The organism is Chryseobacterium wanjuense (assembly GCF_900111495.1).
GTDB lineage: Bacteria > Bacteroidota > Bacteroidia > Flavobacteriales > Weeksellaceae > Chryseobacterium > Chryseobacterium wanjuense.
This window is the reverse complement of sequence record NZ_FOIU01000003.1, coordinates 103880-125545: the sequence shown is the minus strand read 5'-3', so window position 1 is coordinate 125545 and position 21666 is coordinate 103880. Positions and strand designations below refer to the sequence as shown.

Below are 21666 nucleotides of genomic sequence, written 5' to 3'. Positions count from 1 at the left end.
GGATTAATAACCTTCAAGGTTTCAAAAACCTTGAAGGTTTAATGTAATTCAGGCATTATTTTTGAAGTTTTTCATCATAACCACAAACTTAACTAATATTATTATGAAGACGTTTCAAAAAATAGTTATACCCGTTTCTCTGGGTGTTTTAGGATTAATTATTCTCAATTCATGTTCGGTCGGAATCCCGAATGGTGCGGCGGCAGTTCGTAATTTTAATGCTCAGAAATACCTCGGAAAATGGTATGAAATCGCACGTTTCGACTATAAATTCGAAAGAAATATGGATAATGTGATGGCCACTTATTCTCAAAATCCGGACGGGACAATTCGTGTAGATAACAAAGGATATAATTACGTAAAAAAAGAGTGGAAACAATCGGTAGGGGAAGCGAAATTTGTTAAGGAAAAAACGGAAGCGCGTTTAAAAGTTTCATTTTTCAAACCTATTTGGGCGGGCTATAATGTAATCGATATTGACGATAACTATCAGTACGCTTTGGTTGCAGGAAGTAGTTTAAAATATCTTTGGATTCTGTCCAGAACCACCGAAATCCCTGAAAGTATACGAACAAGATTCCTTGAAAAAGCTAAAAAAATCGGCTACAATACAGATGAGCTGATCTGGGTGAAGCATAATCAATAATTTAAACTTTTAAAACCACTCTTCCGAGTAAGGAATAGAAAAAATCAATTTATATTGCCCGTGATGCAGAATTTCACGTCATTTGCAGGAGAATTTTTTCGAAAATAAATATATGGAAAAAGCTGTTCTGATTACTATTGGGGATGAAATACTTTCCGGAAATACCGTAGATACCAATTCGAATTTCATCGCTGCCGAACTTAAAAATATTGGGATAAGAGTTTCACAGATCTTCACGATTTCTGACGAAATTGAAACCATCAAAAATACTTTAACATCCGCATTTGAAACCGGAGATTTAATCATCACAACAGGTGGATTAGGCCCTACTAGAGATGATAAAACCAAAAAAGCCATCGCAGAATTCTTTAATGATGAAATTGCTTTGGATGAGGTTACTTTTAATCATCTGAAAGCCTATATGGAAAAACGCGGCCGCCTGGAAATCCTTGAAAGAAACCGCGAACAGGCCTTTGTGCCTACGAAATCAACCGTTTTTCAAAACCATTACGGAACGGCTCCCTGTATGATGATGGAGCAGGACGGAAAATTGCTGTTCAGTCTTCCTGGTGTTCCTTATGAAGTGAAACCATTGATAAAAGATCAGATTATTCCGTATTTACAGGAAAAATTTAATCTAAATTATATTTCAACAAGAATAGTTTCCGTTGTAGGAATTCCCGAAAGCATTCTGGCGGATACCATTGAAAACTGGGAATTGGCTTTGCCTCAAAATTTAGCTTTGTCATATCTTCCGGTTGGAACCCGCGTGAAGTTGAGATTGACGGCAACCGGCGAAAATGAAGCCGTTTTACAGCAGCAACTGGAAGAGGAAATCCAAAAATTATTGCCTTTAATTAAAGATAATGTCATCGCAACTTCTGAAGACAAAATTGAAAAAATTCTTGCTGAACTTTTAATGGAAAGAAATATGACGATTTCCACGGCAGAAAGCTGTACCGGTGGAGAATTGGCAAAAATGATCACCTCAAATTCCGGAAGTTCAAAATATTTTGTAGGCGGAATTATAGCCTATGCAACCGAAAAGAAAATTGAAATTTTAAAGGTAAAAAAAGAAACCGTAGATGAATTTACAGTGGTAAGTGAGCAGGTGGCGTCCGAAATGGCGGAAGGTTGTCAGAAATTATTTGATACCCATATTTCACTATCTACAACAGGCGTTGCCGGTCCCGAAAAAGGGGAGGATGGAAAAGAGGTGGGAACGGTTTTTTATACCATCAGAGTCAATGACAAGGTGGTCACTTCAAAACTGTATATGCCACATTTGGACAGGCTGGATTTTATGTATTTCGTTTCGCAGAAAATCATTCAGGACTTGGTTGGAGTCTTGATTTCGGAGTAGTTTTATGTTTAAAAATCAGGATTTTATTGACCCAAAAATTAGGTTGAAATTAAATTAAAGTAAAGAGAACCAGTGTTTAAAATGTCGATTCATTAATTTAATCTTAAAATTTTATTGATAAGCCGAAATAATCTTATTTTTAAAAATTAATTAAAACTCAAGTAACAAAGTTTAGAAAAAATATACTTATTGTATAAATTGTAATTATAATGAAAAAATTAACGCTTTCTCTATTTTTATTAGCAGGAATTTGTTCGCAAACAGTGAACGCCCAGGCTAGTGCTGTGAAAACCGCAGCAAATACAGATAAAGGTTTAGACCTTAGCCTGATGGATAAATCAGTTCGTCCGCAGGATGATTTTTATAACTATGTAAGTGGAACATGGATGAAAACTGCCAAAATTCCTTCTGATAAACCAACTTGGGGAAGTTTCAACAAATTGGCTGAAGATACAGACAATAATTCAATGACGATTCTGAACTCTCTTTTGAAAGATAAATTTGCAGACGGAACGGAAGGGAAAAAAATTCAGGATCTGTACGCGACGTACATGGATATGAAGAAGAGAGATGCTGACGGAATCAAGCCTATTCAGGCAAATATCAGTAAAATCGATGCTATTAAAAACCTTACGGATCTTCAGAATTATCTGACTTCTGTAACGAAAGAAGGTGAAAATACGTTCTACGGATGGGGTGTAGATGCAGATTTGAAAGATTCTAAAATGAACGCTGTTTATCTGGGTAATGCATCACTTGGTTTAGGAAGAGATTATTATCAGAAAGTAAACGAAAAAAACACGGAAGCTCTTGCAGAATATACAAAATATGTGGCTTCTATGTTGAAAGAATTAGGGTACAAAAACGCTGATGCAGCGGCAAAGGGTATCGTAGATTACGAAAAAAGCATCGCTCAGACGTATCTTACAAACGAGCAGAGCCGTGACAATACGCTTCAGTACAGCCCAAAAACAATGACTGAACTTTCAGGTTTAGTGAAAAATGTAAATCTTCCTGCTTATCTTAAAGCTGTTGGAGTAAATACAGATAAAGTAATCATCGGAGAAATCGGATATTACAAAAATTTAGATAAATTCATCAGTGCTCAGAATCTTCCTGTAATCAAGGATTATCTAAAATTCCACATGATCCACGGAAGTGCTTCTTACCTAAGCGAAAAATTGGGTGACATGAAGTTTGCTTTCTATGGTAAATACTTGAGAGGTCAGCAAGAACAAAGAGCCCTGAACAAAAGAGGTTTTGAGTTGATCAACGGGACTTTGGGTGAGGCTTTCGGAAAATTATATGTTGAAAAATATTTCCCTGCAGAAGCTAAAGCTCAAATGGTTGAGTTAATTGATTATTTAAAGAAAAGCTTTGCAGTTCACATCAACAATTTAGCGTGGATGTCTTCTACAACGAAGGAAAAAGCAATGCAGAAATTAAACAAATTCACTGTAAAAGTTGCCTATCCGGACAAATGGAAAGATTATTCTAAATTAACGATCGTTCCAGAATCTAAAGGTGGAAATCTATATTCAAACCTTCAGAATATCACAGAATGGCAGTACAACAAAGATTTAGCTAAAATCGGAAAACCGGTGGATAAAACGGAGTGGGGAATGACTCCACAAACGGTAAATGCTTATTACAACCCGGTAAACAACGAAATCGTTTTCCCTGCTGCGATCCTTCAGCCGCCTTTCTTCAATCCTAAAGCTGATGCTGCGGTGAATTTCGGTGGAATCGGTGCAGTTATCGGTCACGAAATGAGCCACGGATTTGATGATTCTGGTGCACAGTTCGATGCAGACGGTAACTTGGTAGACTGGTGGACTCCGGAAGATAAAGCAAACTTCGAAAAAGCAACAAAAGCTCTTGCTGCTCAGTATGATAAGTACGAACCAGTAAAAGGAACTTTCGTAAACGGAACGTTCACAAACGGTGAAAATATTGCTGACTTAGGTGGTGTAAACATCGCTTACGACGCCCTTCAAATGTATTTGAAAGATAAAGGAAACCCGGGATCTATCAGCGGTTACACGCAGGATCAGAGATTCTTCCTAAGCTGGGCAACAGTTTGGAGAACCTTATCAAGTGAAAAATACATGGTAAACCAAGTGAAAACAGACCCGCACTCTCCTGGATATTTCAGAAGTTTTGGACCTATCATCAATGTTGATGCCTTCTACAAAGCATTCGACGTGAAACAGGGAGATAAATTATACAAAGCTCCTGCAGACAGAATTAAAATCTGGTAATCATTACCAAAAAATAGCAAAACCGTTCAGTAATGAGCGGTTTTTTTGTTTTAAAATTATAATTAAAGATGCTTCGAGAACCTCCTTTAGATTTGCAATAGAAAAATTATATCTTTAGAAAAAGAGAAAGCATTTAATTAAAATAAACCATTCCACATCAATACCAAAACCTTCACCAAAACTAAAACTTCAACCATCAACTAGCAACCATCAACATTAAACTCAAAACTCAAAACTCAAAACTCAAAACTCGAAACTCACACCCGCACCCCGAAACTTTAATCCCTAAACCCTCAATCATTTATAAACAATTCGTATATTTGATAAGTTTGTGTAAAATCAAAAATTATTTTAATGAAAAAGCTAAATATCGGAATACTTGCCTTTTCCGGGCTGGTATTTTTAAACTCATGTGGTACAACAAAAACTGCTGATACTCAAAAACCCGAGACAATGAAAGACGTTGTGGTAAAGCCAGCGAAAGAAGAAATGAAAGAAGAGGGGATCAATTTATCTTATATGGATAAAAGTGTTCGTCCGCAGGATGATTTTTTTAGCTATGTGAACGGAAATTGGGTGAAAATCACTCAAATTCCTTCTGATAAAGCAAGTTGGGGATCTTTCAATGCGTTGAGAGAAAATGTAGATGATGCTTCTTTGGATATTCTAAACAAAATTTTATCTGAAACATATCCTGCAGGTTCGGAAGGACAGAAAATCCAGAATCTGTATGCCTCTTTTATGGATACCAGTAAAAGAAATGCAGAAGGTTTAGTGCCTATCAAAGGAGATTTAGCAAAAATAGATGCCATTAAAAACCTTAATGATCTTCAAAACTATTTGTTGGAAGCAACGAAACTGGGAGACAACTCTTTCTACGGATGGAGAGTAGGTGCAGATATGAAAAACTCAAACATGAATGCGGTGTATCTTGGCGGTCCGGATCTTGGTTTGGGAAGAGATTATTATCAAAAAGTAAATGAAGCTAATACCAAAACATTGGCAGAATACCAAACTTATGTTGGAAAGTTATTCGGAGTTTTAGGCTATAAAAATTCTGATGCGGCGGCAAAAAATGTGGTTGATTTCGAGAAACAATTGGCCAATTATCTATTGACTCTTGAGCAGAACCGAGATGCTAATTTACGATACAACCCAAAAAATGTATCCGAATTATCTGGTTTGGTTAAAAATGTAAACCTTGCAAAATACTTAAAAGATGCAGGCGTAAATACAGACAGAGTCATTGTAGGAGAGCTTAAATATTACCAGAATATGGATTCGTTCCTTACTCAAAAGAACCTTCCGCTGTTGAAAGATTATTTGAAATATCATTTAATCAACGGTAATGCAAGCAATCTGGATGAAGGCTTGGAACAGATCAGATTTGATTTCTATTCTAAATATCTTCAGGGTCAGAAAGAGCAGCGCCCGATGAATAAAAGAGGTCTTTCTCTCGTAAATGGTGTTCTGGGTGAGGCTTTTGGTAAATTGTATGTCGAAAAATACTTCACTCCGGAAGCAAAACAGCAGATGGAAACTTATATTGATTATTTATTAAAATCATTCAAACAACATATCAACGATATGGATTGGATGTCTCCTGCCACGAAAGTAAAAGCGCAGGAAAAATTATCAAAATTCACGGTGAAAATTGCATATCCCGACAAATGGAAAGACTACACCCAGTTGAAAGTGGATGCTCCGGCTCAGGGTGCAACATTATATTCTAACCTTCAGAACGTTGCAGCTTGGCAATATCAGAGAAGCTTAGACAAAGTAGGGAAACCTGTTGACAAAACAGAATGGGGAATGACTCCGCAGACGGTAAATGCTTACTATAGCGGTTCAAACAACGAGATCGTGTTCCCTGCTGCGATTCTTCAGCCTCCTTTCTACAATCCTAAAGCGGATGCTGCGGTGAATTTCGGGGGAATCGGTGCGGTTATCGGTCATGAGATTTCTCACGGATTCGACGACAGCGGTTCAAGATTCGACGGAGATGGTAACTTAAATAACTGGTGGACAGATGCAGATCGTAAAAATTTCGACGCAAAAGTGGGACAGTTGGCTGCTCAATACAACAGTTATGAGCCTGTAAAAGGAAGTTTCGTGAACGGAAAATTCACAAGCGGTGAAAATATCGGTGACTTAGGTGGAGTAGCTGTTGCTTACGATGCCCTTCAAATGTACCTGAAAGATCATGGAAACCCGGGATTAATCAGCGGTTTCACGCAGGATCAGAGATTTTTCATGAGCTGGGCTACGGTTTGGAGAACGAAATCTACAGATCAGTATATGGTGAACCAGGTGAAAACAGATCCGCACTCGCCGGGAGTTTTCAGGGCATTTGGTCCTTTGGTGAATCAGGATTCTTTCATCAAAGCATTCGATATCAAGCCTGGAGACAAAATGTATAAAGCACCTCAGGACAGAATAAAGATTTGGTAATAACAGCCAAAAATTGTTAGAAAAGAAAACGCGTCAGAAATGATGCGTTTTTTTTATTTAATTTTTCATAGTTTAGTGACATCAAAAATTTTAAGTTTTATTTGATATTTGGTTTAATTATATTAAATATTTCAATAAAAGCATTAACAAAATTTTGTATGTTGCAGTTTTTTTTTAAATTTAAACATTGGATTGGTCAGTTATTTGATGCTGATAAAAACAATTCACACCAAAATCGAAAATCTCAAAATAACAATAATATGGCAATGTTTAATTATGGTGTTGGCGGAAACGAGGTAAAAGTAGACGCTAATGAAGCTATTCAGGACATACAGGAAAATAAGTCGCTGATTGTGAGCCAGCTTACAACCGATGAATCTTACGTCCCTGAAATTGTAACAGGATTAAAGACTGTGGATGACGTCTTCAAACATTTCCAGCCTTCTGTAGCTGTACAGCACGAAACAGAAGATGGCAACGTAGTAGAAGAGGAATTCCGTTTTCAGAATCTTGCGGACTTCACTCCGAAAAGTCTTACTCAGAAATCAAATTATTTACAGCAGCTTAGTATGGAACAGGAACAATACAACAAAATTGTCCGTCAGCTGAAAACGAATAAAATTCTGCGTAATATGCTGGAGAATGATCAGACGAGAGCTGCATTCATCGAAGTATTGAAAGAAGTGGCACAAGAACTTGAAAAATAATCTAAAGACTTTACATTAATCATGGATAGTAAATTACAGGCAGCTGAAAACCAGCAACAGCAGGGACAACAGCAACATGCAGGGCAACCGAAAGGGAATCCGCTTGCCGAACTCAATAAAATTGGTGGTTTTGGTTTTGTAGAATCCGTTGTAGACGGTATCGCAAACATGAACCCAACGAGAAAAGCCAGAAAGGAAATCTTCCTTACCGACGCCAATAAAACCGACGAAAGAAAAGAGCTTCTTCAGAAAATAAACCTTTGGGTGAATCTCCTGGAAGGAAACGAATCTGCTGATAAAATGGCAGATACCTGCAAAACAAAAGCTCAGCAGGCTGAAGAAAATTTAAAGAAAAACTTAAAAAATACATTAGACGCAGTTCGCCAGATGGAAACCAACTACAGAACTGTCGCTCAATTCTACAAAAATACCGAACTCGATAAAGTAGACAATGTAAGTATTGTGAATGCAAGTATTGATCAGGTTTCCGACCTGGACAATCCTATTTTTATCGAGGCAATTGCCGAAGAATTCAAAAACTATTACGACCGTTTAGATCTTAGGGACAATTATTCGATTCTTGCGATTCCGGGATATCTTGGATCCAACAAAGTCATTGAAAAATGGGCTAAAATCTGTAACGAAAACAAAGTCATGATGGTTACGGATTTTGCTAATCTTGATAAGCCGGACGACGTGGTAGATTTATTCCATTCTGCGAATCTTACGGGTGGCGAATTACACAGAAGTAACGTGATTATGACGTGTAACTGGCTAGTTGGCCGTGGAAAAGCTGAAGAAGTAGGAGAAGAAGAAAACGTAGAACTTCCGCCTTCCACTTCATTGGCAGGAAAAATCCATAAAACATTGATGTCTCAGGTTGCTGCCGGTAAAAAGCATGGTAACATTAACGAAGTTGATGCCGTAAAATTCGAATTGAAGAAAAGTGAAATTTCTCAGTTGGAAAAAATGGGATTGGTTCCGATGGTGAATGAATACGGAAAAATCATGGCATTCTCTGCAAAAACATTGTTTACGGGAGACAATATCGGGCTTCAGACCTATTCTGTAGTTCGTGTATTCGATTATGTAACAAAAGTTTTGCTTGATTTCCTAAACCGAAGAGCCTTCGAAAACTGGAATGCAAAAAATGAGGATGATTTGAGAAGACAGATTGTTCAGTTCTTAGACAGCATCAAAGGTCCGGACAAATTGATCGAGAAGTTCAAGATCGTTCGTTTCGAGCAGGATAGAGTGAACAAAGACAGAGTATGGCTGGATATTCGTTTGACGCCTTATTTCCCTACAAAAAGTTTCGTTATTAAACTAGACGGACATAAAGGAGACGACGGTAACGAATGGGATGCAGAATACGCTCAGGAATAAAAAATATCAATTTTAATAATAAAAACCGATGCAATTTTTTCATCGGTTTTTTTCTACCAAATCATTAAAAATATGAATATGAAAGGCGGGTTACAACACTTTTTGCCCATATTTCTCATGATCTTTGCTGTAAGCTGCGACGACAAAAAAGTACAGACCGATCATAAAATCGACCTTTTTGCCAACGAAAGGAAAGAAGGAAAGGCCTATATCATGAAACCTCAGGAATGTTTCGACGAAAGCGATATGGTGGTTTCAACTTCAAATATTAAATTGATTGACAAGTCCTTAGGTCGCGGAAAATCGGTTTTTATTTATAAGGTTAATTCAGGGCAGGTGTTAAAAACGACCAGGGATTCTGTGGTGAGTTTTCCGTTTCAATTTCTTGCCAATCAGGAATTAAGGTTTAAAAAAGATTCTACATCTTATGTTTACCTTAAAAAATTACAGGGCTATCGTTTCATCGCCAAAGAAATGAATCTGAAATACCAATGGCTGAAAGCAGCTCCGGTTTATTCTGTAAAAGCTGGTAAATAAAATTTTATCTTTGCAGATATTTATCATAAATTTAAACCTTCAAGGTTTTTAAAACCTTGAAGGTTTAAAATGAGAACACATAATTTCTCAAAATTAAAGCAAAGCATTTTTTGGAAAAAACAGCAACCCCAACCTTCAAACATATCGGCAGCAAACTCCTGAACTGGTATCAGAAAAACGCTAGAGATCTGCCTTTCAGACAGACAAAAGATCCTTATAAGATTTGGATTTGTGAGATTGTTTTTCAGCAGACGAGAATCAATCAGGGTTTGAATCATTACAATAATTTTATTAAAAGATTTCCGGACGTAAAAACGTTGGCCGAAGCCGAAGAAAACGAAGTTTTACTCTATTGGAAAGGATTGGGATATTATTCCAGGGCGATTAATATTCATAGGGCGGCTCAGCAGATCATGAACGATTATCACGGCACTTTTCCTCACGAATACGAAGAAATTTTAAAATTAAAAGGTGTCGGAAAATATACAGCGGCGGCAGTTTCAAGTATTTGTTTTGATGGAAAAATTCCGGCTGTTGACGGTAATTTTTACCGTGTTTTAAGTAGAATTTTTGCAGATGATTTTGATATTTCAAATTCAAGGGCTTTCAATTATTTTTCTGAACTGGCTCATTTGATTTTACCCGATAATGTTGGGGATTTCAACCAGGCGATGATGGATTTGGGCTCCGAAATCTGCAAACCGAAAAATCCTCTCTGCGGAGAATGTCCTTTACATGAAGACTGTCTGGCTTTTTCATTAAATAAAATCTCAGAATTTCCTGTTAAGACGAAAAAAGTAAAAGCAGAAGATTTATCATTAAAATATTATTTCGTTCACCGAAACGGCAAATTTTTAATTCAACAGAGAAAAGATGATTTTATCTGGAAAAAATTGTTTGAATTTCCACCTGTTATTTCTGATGAATTAATTTCATTCATTAAAAGTGTAAAAACGGTTAATCATAAATTGACACACAAGAATTTAAGTATAGAAATTTTTAACGTTGAGGTTGATTCAGAAGATATCTGGAAAGATTTTATTGCTGAAAATAATTTCATTGTTACCGATGTTGAAGGCTCTCACGAAAGATCATTCCCAAAACCTTTGGAAAATTATATTCAAAATTATGATACGGCGTATAGAATTCTTTAAGGATGGAAGATGGATGCTAGAAGATAGAAGTTTACAGAATTGTGGATAGAGATTCTTCACTCCGCTTCTAAACTGCGTTCGCAGACCTTCAGTCTGTGTTCTGAATGACAGCGATCAGTAGAAATCTTTGCAATCTTATTTAAGTGAAACGCCTTTGCGAACTTAAAAACGTATAGTTGTCAAAAAGAAACTTAGTGTCCTTTGCGTTAAAACAAATATCACAAAAATTTAAGTTTAGCAAATTCAACATAAACCCATTGAAATCCTGAAATTTGTCTCCCGAAATCTGAAATCTAATTTGTACTTTTGCAAAATGTTTAAAAACGTCATTTTTATTTTTGTAGCATTGCTTTTGATGTCCTGCGGAAAAGATCCTGTTCCGAAGCCTTACGGAGAACTTCGTCTGGAATATCCGGCACCAAAATATCAGAAATTTGAAAACAATTGTGCGTATACATTTGAATACTCTGATTTTGCTAAAATTACGAATGCCAAAAAGCCTTGCTGGTATTATCTGAACTATCCGAAAATGAAAGCCAAGATTTTCGTGACGTATTATCCGATACAGAATGACTTTGCAGAGCACATCAGGGAAGCGGAAAAAATGGTTTACGAACATACGATTAAAGCAAGTGCCATCGATACAAAATCCTTCGAATATCCTGATAAAAAGGTATACGGGAATTTTTACGAGCTGAAAGGGCAGAGCGCTTCCAATCTTCAATTTTACATTACAGACAGCACGAAACATTTCGTGACGGCTTATTTATACTTTAATACAAGACCAAAGCCAGATTCTTTGGCTCCTGCGGTGGATTATATCAAAAAAGATATGAAACATCTGCTCGACACATTTGAATGGAAAAAATAATTTTAATAATACTTTGAAAAAAATATGAAACTTTTAGTTGTAGGAAGTGTTGCGTTCGACGCGATCGAGACGCCATTTGGAAAAACTGATAAAATTTTAGGAGGTGCAGCGACCTATATCGGGATCACTTCATCTATTTTGGGTGTAAAATCCGGAATCGTTTCTGTTGTTGGGGGAGATTTTCCTCAAGAACACCTTGATATGTTTACAGACAGAGATATCAATATCGAAGGAATTGAAATCGTAAAAGAAGGAAAAACGTTCTTCTGGTCCGGAAAATACCACAACGATCTTAATACCAGAGATACTTTGGCAACTGAAGTAAATGTTTTGGAAAATTTTGATCCGAAAATTCCTGATTCTATGCAGGATGCGGAGATTTTATTGTTAGGGAACCTTCATCCGGGAGTACAGCTTTCAGTTCTTGAAAAAATGAACAACCGTCCGAAACTGGTTATCCTCGATACCATGAATTTCTGGATGGATTCTGCTTGGGATATTCTGATGGATATGATTGCTAAAACAGACGTGATCACGATCAACGACGAGGAAGCAAGACAGCTTTCAGGAGAATATTCTCTGGTAAAAGCAGCTAAAAAGATTCATACCCTGGGACCAAAATATGTTATCATTAAAAAAGGGGAACACGGGGCTTTGCTTTTCCATGATAATAAAGTATTTGCCATTCCGGCGTTACCTTTGGAAGAAGTTTTCGATCCTACGGGAGCGGGAGATACTTTCGCGGGTGGTTTTGCAGCTTATCTGGCGAAAAAAGGGAAATTCGATTTCGAAACAATGAAATCTGCATTAATTGTAGGTTCTGCAATGGCTTCTTTCACAGTTGAGAAATTCGGAACGGAAAGAATCGAGGAAGTAAAAGAATCTGATATGTTCGGAAGATTGAGACAATTTAAAGAATTGACCACTTTCGACGTCGAAGTACAATAAATACGTCTTTTTAAGAAATATTTATAATAAAAAATTTAGTGTAATTCATTAAGAATTCTAAATTTGCAACTTGTTTAAAATAGTAAAATGACAAATAAACTTAAGATCACTTTTCTTTTTGGAATTTTCATCATGTTGTTCGCGACAAATATGGTGAAAGCTCAGCTAAAACAGGGAGAATTAGTGGATGGTATTGCTGCTGTAATCGGTGATGAAATCGTTTTGGAATCTGATGTGAATGAGCAGATGAATTATGCAAAACAGCAGGGAGCTTCTAATATCGATAAGTGTGAGTTTTTGGAAAACCTTCTGAATAACAAACTTCTGGTATACGAAGCGAAAAAAGATACTTTAATTGAAAACCGTTCTGCTGCGATCAAAGAGCAGGCTAACGCAAAATATCAGCAGTTGCTTTCTCAGTTCCCTGACGAAAAAACGATGTTGGCTGCATATAAGTTCAGAAACGGTTACGAAATGAAAAATGCTATCGAAAAGATCGATACAGATACATATTACGGACAGGCAAAATACCAGAGAGTTACTGAAAAAGCAGACGTTACTCCTAACGAAGTAACCGATTTTTACAATACATACAAAGCACAGCTGCCAGAGATTAAAGATGAGGTTTCATTATCTCAGATTATGATGTATCCTAAGCTTACGGAAGCTCATAAGCAGGATTTGATCAACAGGCTTAAAAAAATCAAGAAAGATATCGAAGGAGGAGAAACTTTTGAAAGCCAGGCAAGAATCTATTCTGAAGATCCAGGTTCGGCTTCAAATGGTGGTTTGATGAAAAATATTTCTAAAGGACAAATGGTAAAACCTTTCGAGGCTGCCGCTCTGAACCTTCAGGAAGGTGAAATTTCAGATCCTGTCGAGTCAGAATTTGGTTACCACATCATTCAGTTGGTGAAAAGATCAGGAAAGATCTATGACGCAAGACATATTCTTTTAATGGCGACGCCTACGGATGAAGAGATCAAAACGGCAAAAAATAAATTAGACAGTATCAGAACTTTAATCAGTAATGGTAAAATTACTTTTAAAGATGCTGCATTCAGATATTCTGACGACAAAAGAACGAAGTTCAACGCAGGGGTAATTGCCGGCTCAGACGGTTCTAACAAGATTGAAAGAGAATCTGTTCCCGGAACCATCAGCTACGAATTGGCTGGTTTGAACAAAGGAGACATTACCACAGCTTTTGACGATGAAGATGAAAGAAAGAGAAAAGTGGTAAAAATCGTAAAAATTGAGGACGTAATTCCTGCACACCAGATTACTTTGGAAACAGATTACGACAGAATCAAGCAGATGGCGCTCAATAAAAAACGAAATGAAATGGTTGAAAAATTTGTCAATTCAAAACTTCCGACCACGTTTATTTCTATTGATGGCCGTTACGATTCCTGCAACTTTAAAGGAAGCTGGAAAAAAGATTCAATTAAAAAATAAATGACAAACCTTCAGAATTTCTGGAGGTTTTTTTATGTTCAAAACTCTTATGGAATCTTTGTTTTTAGTATTTTTACAGCATGGGTAATTTTATAGATTTTAATACAGCAAAGAAGCTTCAGGAAATGCAGTCACAGCAAAATAGAATCACAGAACTTTTCTCAATTAAATATCCGGTCATCCAGGCAGGAATGATCTGGCATTCCGGATGGAGGCTGGCTTCGGCGGTTTCCAATTGCGGAGGATTAGGGTTGATCGGTGCTGGAAGCATGTATCCTGATATTTTAAGGGAAAATATTCAAAAATGTAAACAGGCGACGGACAAACCTTTTGGGGTGAATGTTCCTATGCTTTACCCGAATCTGGATGAAGTTATTCAGATCATTTTGGAGGAAGGGGTGAAAATTGTTTTCACATCTGCCGGAAACCCGAAAACTTATACAGAAACTTTACAAAAAGAAGGATTGAAGGTGGCGCACGTGGTTTCATCTACAAAATTTGCCATGAAGTGTGAAGACGCGGGTGTCGATGCCGTAGTTGCAGAAGGTTTCGAAGCAGGAGGCCACAACGGGAGGGATGAAACGACCACTTTCTGCCTGATTCCCAATGTAAAAAAACATATCTCAAAACCTTTGATTGCAGCCGGCGGAATTGCCTTAGGATCCCAGATGAAAGCAGCCATGATTCTCGGCGCAGACGGAGTTCAGATCGGATCCCGTTTTGCCGCTACCGTTGAAGCCAGTGCTCATGACAACTGGAAAAAGAAAATTACAGAACTTCAGGAGGGTGATACTCATTTGACATTGAAGGAATTAGCTCCGGTAAGAATGGTTAAAAATAAGTTCTTTAATGAGCTGGAAGAGATTTATAATATCGGTAGAAATAAAGAATCACTGATCGCATCTTTAGGAAGAGCAAGGGCAAAACGCGGAATGTTTGAAGGCGATATGGAAGAAGGTGAACTGGAAATCGGCCAGGTTTCAGCTTTGATTGATGAAGTGCTTCCTGTGGAAACGGTTTTCAGAAATTTATTACAGGAATTTGAAGACGCCAAAATGCCTGTTTTTTAATTAAAGTTAAAATTAATGGAAGGAAGGATTATCGATGTAAATGGTAAAAAACTTTATATAGAATACTCGAATTCATTTAAAAATAAACCAACAATTGTCTTTTTACATGATTCTCTGGGTTGCACACAGCTTTGGAGGGATTTTCCTGAAAAATTAAGTGAAGCAACCCAATGCAATATACTGGTTTATGATCGCTTGGGTTATGGGAAATCTTCCCCGATGCCTACTTACGAAAGAGACAATGATTATATGGAAACGGAAGCCGACCTGCTGAATGATTTGCTCGATGAATTAGAGATAAAAGAAATGATTCTTTTCGGTCACAGCGATGGCGGAACCATTGCTTTGATTTCGGCTTCTAAGTACCCGGAAAAGACAAAAGCTGTCATTTGTGAAGCTGGGCATATCTTTGTGGAAGACGTGACGGTAAAAGGTGTTTCTGATGCTTTTGAAGCCTATAAAACAACGAGTCTTCCGGAACGTTTGCAAAAATATCACGGAGATAAGGTGGATATGATGGTAAAAGCATGGACCGAAATCTGGCTCAGCGACCGTTTCCGAAGCTGGAATATTGAATCTATGTTAAAAAATAGTAAAGCTCCACTCTTATTTATTCAAGGAGAAAATGATGAATACGGCACTTTGAATCAGGTTGAAAAAACAATTTCACAGGTCAGCGGAAGTGCGGAAAAGTTTATCATTCCAAACGTGGGACATACGCCACACAAGGAAGTCCCGGAAGTTGTTTTGGGAAAATCAGCTGAGTTTATCAACAGAATAGTAAATAGTCAATAAGTCAATCGTGAATTTTTAGCGCGTCATAAATTCCCCTCCTCTGGAGGGGTGGCAAAAATTCAAAGAATTTTTGACGGGGTGGTCAAATAAAAATAGACTTTAAGAACATAAAAAAACTCAAAACATCAATAAGAGCGGGCTTTAGCCCGCCTAATTTTTCAGCAATAATGGGGCTTTAGCCAAAACATAAACCTTTTACAAACTCTCAATCTCAAACAAAATATTCGCTCTTGCCCGGACTTCATATTTTTCGTGAAAGTATTCAGTTTTAAAAATATTTTTCAATTTAAGAAAATACTGTAAAACGTTCTTTCTTCCCGGTTTATAAAATATGTCGGGATAAATAGCATATTCTTTTCTGATTTTCTTCGTATAATCCATATAAGTTTTCAAATCTTTCCCTAGGATAGAAAGGTCGGCATCCAGAAGATAGTTGGTATCATTATCCTCAGATTTCTGATGGGTTTTTGTAGCAATGATCTGTTCTGAAATTTTTTTAACGGATTCAGAATCTACATGTAATTTTTCAAGTCGGATTTTCGCAAACTCGGCACTTTTCTCTTCATTGGATTTTGAACTCGCATCATAAATCACATCATGATAAAAGACAGAAAACGAAATAAAAGAATAATTTTCAAGTCTGTCTTTCACGGCATCAAGCTCAGAAAACATATTTTCCAGATGCTCAAGGTTGTGATAATATCTGCTTTTTTCAGAATATTTTTGTTCGATTTCAGACCATAAATTTTCAATAAGATGTTGATCTTTAGTGAATAATAAACAGTTTTGTGAAAATATTTCTTTTAATTCCATCAATAAAATTTTAAAAATAAAAAAAGGAACTTTAAAAAGTTCCTTGATTTGCTTCGATCGTAGCTTTCAGTTCAGCCCAGCCTCCGCCATTGTAGCCGTCCTTCAAACCTTGAGAATTAAGATATTCCAGTGCTTTTCCGCTTCTGTTTCCGCTTCTGCAGAAGATCACAACAGGTTTTTCGATAGAAAGAATCTCATCTTGTCTGTTCTCTACTTCACCCAATGGAATATTTTTCGCACCTTCTATATTTCCGTCCATTTCAAGCTCCATTGGCTCGCGAACGTCGATTAATTCATAGTTTCCTGATTTTAAAACTTCTGATAAAGACATAATATATTAATATTTAAGAGTTAAAAACTAGATTTGAACCATCAAAAACAGCCATACAGCAATTCGATCATTCAAAGCCCAAACAAATTTATAAAATAATCTTAGTTTTGCAATGTAAAAATCATGAATTCAAACGCTGAAAAATATTCTCAATTAATAAAGTCCAAAGCAAAAAGTTTTGGGTTCCAAAGTTGTGGTATCTCCAAAGCAGATTTTTTGGAAGATGATGCTCGACATTTGGAAACCTGGCTGAAGAATAATTTTCATGGTGAAATGAAATACATGGAAAATCATTTTGATAAAAGACTCGATCCAAGATTGTTGGTAGAAGGTTCAAAATCGGTGATTTCGCTTTCTTATAATTATTTCCCGAAAGAAAAAATTTCAGCATTAGAGAATTTTAAGATTTCAAAATATGCTTATGCAGAAGATTATCATGAAGTGATTAAAGAAATTCTCCGCGAAATGATTGCCGAGCTTCAGGAAGAAATCGGAGCTTTCGGATTTCGTGTTTTTGTAGATTCTGCGCCGGTGATGGAACGAAGCTGGGCCAAAAAATCCGGAATCGGGTGGGTTGGAAAAAATGCTAATTTAATTACAAAACAAAACGGTTCATTTTATTTTCTGGCGGAAATCATCTGCGATTTGGAGCTTATTCCAGACCATGAAACGACCGACCATTGCGGAACCTGTAGAAAATGTATCGACGCTTGTCCCACCGACGCGATTGTTTCAGATAAAATCATCGACGGAAGCAAATGTATTTCTTATGCAACGATTGAATTAAAAAACGAAATTCCCGATTATTTCAAAGATAAAATGGACGACTGGATGTTTGGGTGCGATGTCTGTCAGGATGTTTGCCCGTGGAATCGGTTTTCAGTGCCTAATCTTCAAAGCAGATTTGCACCGAATGAAGCGCTTAAAAATTTCAAAAAAGGAGAATGGAAGGAACTTACCCAGGAATTGTTCTCGGAAATTTTCAGAAAATCGCCCGTAAAGAGAACCAAATTTGCCGGATTAAAGCGTAATATTGAATTTTTGGGAGGGTCTTCGGATAAGAATTAGTTGATTTTTTTGGTGATAAATCCTCGTTTGGAATTTTTAATGTTCCAAAATAAAGCGGTTAATCGACCATTCCTTAAATTTCTTGCTTTAAGGAGGTAAAGATTTTTTGCATAAGAATCTTTGAAAAAGCTTTTTCTAAAAAGAAAAATTGACTTTCAGGAGATCAAATCTCACCGAAAATCAACGTTTTTTTTGTATTCTTTTTGGAGCTACTTTTACTCTTATTTTAAATCTTTTGTTTGATTTCGTGTTTTTGTGCATATTTGTGAATATTTCGTACTTAAATTTAGCGAAAATTTCGATTAAAACAAATACTTTTACGAAAAATTATAAATTAAATTTTATTAATCTGAATTAAAACATGACTGCGAAAAAAATGCTGTTTCTCATTTTAAAAGTTTTAGGAATTGTCGTTGGAATTGTTATTTTATATGCCGCTCTGGGATACTTATTGCCCTTTATAGAAGTGTCGGCGAAGGATGACGGACAGAAAAAAGAAGTCCCGATTTATATTTATACAAACGGGGTTCATACTGATATTGTGATGCCTGTAAAAAACGATTTGCAAGACTGGACTGCAAAAATCCCTTTTAATAATACAAAATCAAAACAAACAGATTACAGCTATGTCGGGATCGGATGGGGCGATAAAGGCTTCTATCTTGATACACCGACCTGGGCAGATCTGAAATTTTCTACGGCTTTTAAAGCGGCATTCTGGTTGAGTGAATCGGCGATGCACTGCACATATTATAAAGAAATGAAGGAGGGTAGCGACTGTAAGAAAATCATGATCAGCAGAGATCAATACCAGAAACTGGTACAATTTATTGAAAATAAATTCGACCGGGATGAAAAGGGCAACTTCGTTTTGATTCCTACCAATGCGGTCTACAGCGATAATGATGCTTTCTACGATGCCAAAGGAAAATACAGTTTTCTCGATACCTGCAACACCTGGGCAAACGACGCCCTGAAAGCTGCGGGACAAAAAGCTGCATTGTGGACGCCTACAGATTCCGGTATATTTTTACATTACAAATAAAATCCGTTGAAAATTTTTAGTCTAATTTTTGTATTTCTGTTTTTGTTTTCATGTAAATCGGAAAAGAATGATACCATCAAAACAGAGTATAATCATGAAGTTGTAAAGATTGAAAAGAAACCTGAAATTAATGTCAACAAAGCAAAATCTAAGGCCGGAGAAGCTTTAAAATTCTGCCTGTCAAAAGGTTTTAATACAGATTTTTGCATTCTGATTGATATGAGTGTTCATTCGGGAGTAAAGAGATTGCTGATCTGGGATTTTAAAAATAATTCTGTTTCAAAGAAATATCTGGTTGGTCACGGCTGCGGAGCAAATCCCTGGAGCAGCGATGGATCCAAAAACGATCCTGAATTCAGCAATGAAGACGGAAGTCATCTTTCATCTTTGGGCAAGTACAAACTTGAGGGCAGAGGATACAGCGATTGGGGAATTAATGTAAAATATTTAATGCACGGTCTTGAAAAAACCAATAGCAATGCATTGAAAAGATTCATCGTTTTTCATTCCTGGAATTTAATGAGTGATGATGATGTTTTCCCTGAAGGTTCTCCCGAGGGCTGGGGTTGTCCCACGATTTCCAATAATGCCATGAGGGAAATTGATCCAATGCTTCAGAATTCTAAAAAACCTGTTTTGATGTGGATTTATGATTAAAATTAAAGAAAAATGAAACATCAGTTTTATCGCGAGCAACAGTTAAACTGCGACATACAAACTGCATGGAAGTTTTTTTCTTCCGCAAACAATCTTTCCGAAATCACTCCGAAAGACATGAACTTCATTGTTTTAACGCATTTTGACAACGACGAAATTTATGAAGGAATGACCATCGATTATTATGTTTCACCTTTGTTCGGAATTAAAATGAAATGGCAGACGGAAATTATCCAGGTAGATTTTCAGAAAAGCTTTACCGATTTTCAAAAGAAAGGGCCGTATAAACTTTGGCATCATCATCATGAGTTTATTGAAAATGAAAATGGTGTTTTAATGAAAGATACGGTGGATTACGAATTGCCTTTCGGGTTTCTGGGTGAAATTGCCCATTCTGTTTTAGTAAAGAAAAAGCTGGAAAATATTTTCAACTACCGGTATAAAGTTCTTGAAGAAAGGTTTAATAAAAAATAAATTTTCAAAAACTTGTCCAATATCAGAAATTGGATTGTCATATAACTGAGATCAAAAAATCTTAGTAACTTTAAAAAGACTAACAATCAGAGTAATATGGCAGCTCAAATTCTAAATTCATCGATCATAAGAAAGGTTGCAATGGGACTTTCCGGCATTTTTCTCATCAGTTTTCTCATGCTTCATGTTTCACTGAATTTTACTTCGGTGATCAGCGGAGATCTTTTTAACCAGATTTCTCATTTTATGGGGTACAATTGGCTGGTACAATATATCGGTCAGCCGATACTTATTTTCGGGTTGGTTTTTCATTTTGTGATGGGATTTATCCTGGAAATTCAAAACCGTAAGGCAAGACCTGTTGGCTACGCCCGCAATGCCAGTTCCGCCAACAGCTCATGGAGCTCGAGGAATATGATTATTTCCGGTGCCGTGATTCTTTCTTACTTCTGCCTACACTGGTATGATTTCTGGTTTCAGGAACTGAATTACAAATTTATTGAAATGAATGTTCCGAACGAAACACGCTATTATGAAGAGCTGGTGCACAAATTTCAAAGCCCGGTTCGTACGTTTTTGTATTGCTGTGCTTTTGTATTGTTGGGATTTCATTTGTGGCACGGTTTCTACTCATCGATGCAGTCGGTGGGCTTTAATAACCGGTATGCGAGAGCCTTAGCACAATTCGGGAGATATTTTGCGATTGTGGTTCCTTCATGTTTTATTTTTATTGCTTTGTTTCATCATTTTGCACATTAAAAATAGCACAATAACAGATTTTTAATACCTATTTTCTTTTGATTTTCAGCGATTTAATTCATACGATATGATTTCACTCATAATAATCTTATGAGGAGATTAATACATTTGATAGGTAATAAAATTTTAAATTATGAAAGCGAAACAAATTTCTGGTGTTCCACAACAGAAGAATGGTGGTTTCCATGATACAGAAAGTCAGAAAGTATTTGAAAATTCATCAGTAGCAGTTCAAAAATTTGAGATTTTGAAGGAGAAATTTTTTTCTGTCAATCAATGGAAAAGCTATTGCAGCGAAAAACTTGCTGATTTTCAACTCTATGATTCTTACGGAAATCATCTCAGCCGAAAACCGGAAATCGGAGATTTTATCAGAATCGACATTCCCGGACTGGGAGATGCGGAAGCCAAAGGATATGACTGGGTGAAAATTACCAGCATTTTCAGTGAAAAAGAAGAGAGCTACGAAAAAATAATCATGTGCTGCAGTCCGTCATATATTCCGGGACAGATGAAAAATTTTCATATTGCTCACTTTTATGGAGCGCGGGCGAGTTCGTGCTTTATGATTGCCAGGGAAGGAAATTATATAAAAGCAGCTGTTTACGGGAGAAACGAAAGACCTAATTTCGAAGCCAGATTTTTAGATAAAATAAGAAATATCTTCATCGCACTTGGCGGAATGTTCGGTTTTTCTAAAATACAGTGGAAAAGCCTTACGGATGGACTTTTAGAATTATAATTAAAAATAATAAGCATACATATAACCTCTGGAATCAATTGATCCGGAGGTTTTTTATTTTTGTAAAAAGATTGAATTAAAAAATTCAATCTTTTATTTTCAACGTTAAATTTCCGTAACTACAACCTTG

The 21666-nt window shown here is 36.6% G+C and carries 21 protein-coding genes; 19 read left to right on the top strand and 2 right to left on the bottom strand.

Going from position 1 to position 21666, the window contains the following annotated elements:
• Window positions 1–103: 103 nt before the first annotated feature.
• The 13 genes from BMX24_RS17070 to BMX24_RS17010 all read left to right on the top strand — a co-directional run bounded on the left by BMX24_RS17070 (window position 104) and on the right by BMX24_RS17010 (window position 15647).
• A complete protein-coding gene (locus BMX24_RS17070; RefSeq protein ID WP_089794925.1) occupies window positions 104–646 on the top strand; it encodes a lipocalin family protein in 543 nt (180 codons plus the stop codon).
• A 112-nt stretch (window positions 647–758) separates the two neighbouring features.
• Complete coding sequence (locus BMX24_RS17065; RefSeq protein WP_089794923.1) at window positions 759–2009, top strand: CinA family nicotinamide mononucleotide deamidase-related protein; 1251 nt, start codon at window positions 759–761, stop codon at window positions 2007–2009.
• Between the two features lie 209 nt (window positions 2010–2218).
• Window positions 2219–4270, top strand: a complete 2052-nt coding sequence (locus BMX24_RS17060; protein WP_089794921.1) for a M13 family metallopeptidase — start codon at window positions 2219–2221, stop codon at window positions 4268–4270.
• Window positions 4271–4624: 354 nt separating this feature from the next.
• Window positions 4625–6721 carry a M13 family metallopeptidase gene (locus BMX24_RS17055; protein ID WP_089794919.1) on the top strand — a complete coding sequence of 699 codons (2097 nt, stop codon included), beginning with the start codon at window positions 4625–4627 and terminating at the stop codon, window positions 6719–6721.
• A gap of 260 nt (window positions 6722–6981) precedes the next feature.
• Window positions 6982–7428 (top strand): type VI secretion system contractile sheath small subunit, encoded by a 447-nt coding sequence (locus tag BMX24_RS17050; RefSeq protein ID WP_228404899.1) that lies wholly within the window; start codon window positions 6982–6984, stop codon window positions 7426–7428.
• Window positions 7429–7449: 21 nt separating this feature from the next.
• Window positions 7450–8814 carry a DUF5458 family protein gene (locus BMX24_RS17045; protein WP_089794915.1) on the top strand — a complete coding sequence of 455 codons (1365 nt, stop codon included), beginning with the start codon at window positions 7450–7452 and terminating at the stop codon, window positions 8812–8814.
• 78 nt (window positions 8815–8892) lie between these two features.
• Window positions 8893–9351: a hypothetical protein gene (locus BMX24_RS17040; protein WP_139176878.1), complete on the top strand. Its 459-nt coding sequence runs from the start codon at window positions 8893–8895 to the stop codon at window positions 9349–9351.
• 110 nt (window positions 9352–9461) lie between these two features.
• A complete protein-coding gene (gene mutY, locus BMX24_RS17035) occupies window positions 9462–10505 on the top strand; it encodes an A/G-specific adenine glycosylase (RefSeq protein ID WP_089794910.1) in 1044 nt (347 codons plus the stop codon).
• A 313-nt stretch (window positions 10506–10818) separates the two neighbouring features.
• On the top strand, window positions 10819–11376 hold the full coding sequence (gene gldD, locus BMX24_RS17030) for a gliding motility lipoprotein GldD (RefSeq protein ID WP_089794908.1): 558 nt from the start codon (window positions 10819–10821) through the stop codon (window positions 11374–11376).
• Window positions 11377–11400: 24 nt separating this feature from the next.
• Window positions 11401–12324 (top strand): PfkB family carbohydrate kinase, encoded by a 924-nt coding sequence (locus BMX24_RS17025; RefSeq protein WP_089794906.1) that lies wholly within the window; start codon window positions 11401–11403, stop codon window positions 12322–12324.
• A gap of 87 nt (window positions 12325–12411) precedes the next feature.
• Entirely contained in the window at window positions 12412–13782 is a 1371-nt protein-coding gene (locus BMX24_RS17020) for a peptidylprolyl isomerase (protein WP_089794904.1), read from the top strand.
• 80 nt (window positions 13783–13862) lie between these two features.
• Window positions 13863–14852 carry an NAD(P)H-dependent flavin oxidoreductase gene (locus BMX24_RS17015; protein WP_228404897.1) on the top strand — a complete coding sequence of 330 codons (990 nt, stop codon included), beginning with the start codon at window positions 13863–13865 and terminating at the stop codon, window positions 14850–14852.
• Between the two features lie 15 nt (window positions 14853–14867).
• A complete protein-coding gene (locus tag BMX24_RS17010; RefSeq protein ID WP_089794902.1) occupies window positions 14868–15647 on the top strand; it encodes an alpha/beta fold hydrolase in 780 nt (259 codons plus the stop codon).
• A 195-nt stretch (window positions 15648–15842) separates the two neighbouring features.
• Here BMX24_RS17010 and BMX24_RS17005 read toward each other — a convergent pair whose 3' ends face one another.
• Window positions 15843–16460, bottom strand: coding sequence for an HD domain-containing protein (locus tag BMX24_RS17005; RefSeq protein WP_089794900.1), 618 nt, complete (start codon window positions 16458–16460; stop codon window positions 15843–15845).
• Window positions 16461–16491: 31 nt separating this feature from the next.
• Window positions 16492–16791 (bottom strand): rhodanese-like domain-containing protein, encoded by a 300-nt coding sequence (locus BMX24_RS17000; protein WP_089794898.1) that lies wholly within the window; start codon window positions 16789–16791, stop codon window positions 16492–16494.
• Between the two features lie 123 nt (window positions 16792–16914).
• On the opposite strand from BMX24_RS17000, the gene queG reads away from it, so the two are divergent.
• The 6 genes from queG (at window position 16915) to BMX24_RS16970 (ending at window position 21536) form a co-directional block, all read left to right on the top strand.
• Window positions 16915–17859 carry a tRNA epoxyqueuosine(34) reductase QueG gene (gene queG, locus BMX24_RS16995; protein WP_089794897.1) on the top strand — a complete coding sequence of 315 codons (945 nt, stop codon included), beginning with the start codon at window positions 16915–16917 and terminating at the stop codon, window positions 17857–17859.
• Window positions 17860–18220: 361 nt separating this feature from the next.
• Window positions 18221–18904, top strand: coding sequence for a TIGR02117 family protein (locus BMX24_RS16990; RefSeq protein ID WP_089794895.1), 684 nt, complete (start codon window positions 18221–18223; stop codon window positions 18902–18904).
• Between the two features lie 42 nt (window positions 18905–18946).
• On the top strand, window positions 18947–19561 hold the full coding sequence (locus BMX24_RS16985; RefSeq protein WP_228404895.1) for a murein L,D-transpeptidase catalytic domain-containing protein: 615 nt from the start codon (window positions 18947–18949) through the stop codon (window positions 19559–19561).
• A gap of 12 nt (window positions 19562–19573) precedes the next feature.
• Window positions 19574–20035, top strand: a complete 462-nt coding sequence (locus BMX24_RS16980) for an SRPBCC family protein (RefSeq protein ID WP_089794891.1) — start codon at window positions 19574–19576, stop codon at window positions 20033–20035.
• A gap of 96 nt (window positions 20036–20131) precedes the next feature.
• A complete protein-coding gene (locus tag BMX24_RS16975; protein WP_089794889.1) occupies window positions 20132–20794 on the top strand; it encodes a succinate dehydrogenase cytochrome b subunit in 663 nt (220 codons plus the stop codon).
• 133 nt (window positions 20795–20927) lie between these two features.
• Window positions 20928–21536: a hypothetical protein gene (locus BMX24_RS16970; protein WP_089794887.1), complete on the top strand. Its 609-nt coding sequence runs from the start codon at window positions 20928–20930 to the stop codon at window positions 21534–21536.
• Window positions 21537–21666: the final 130 nt, after the last annotated feature.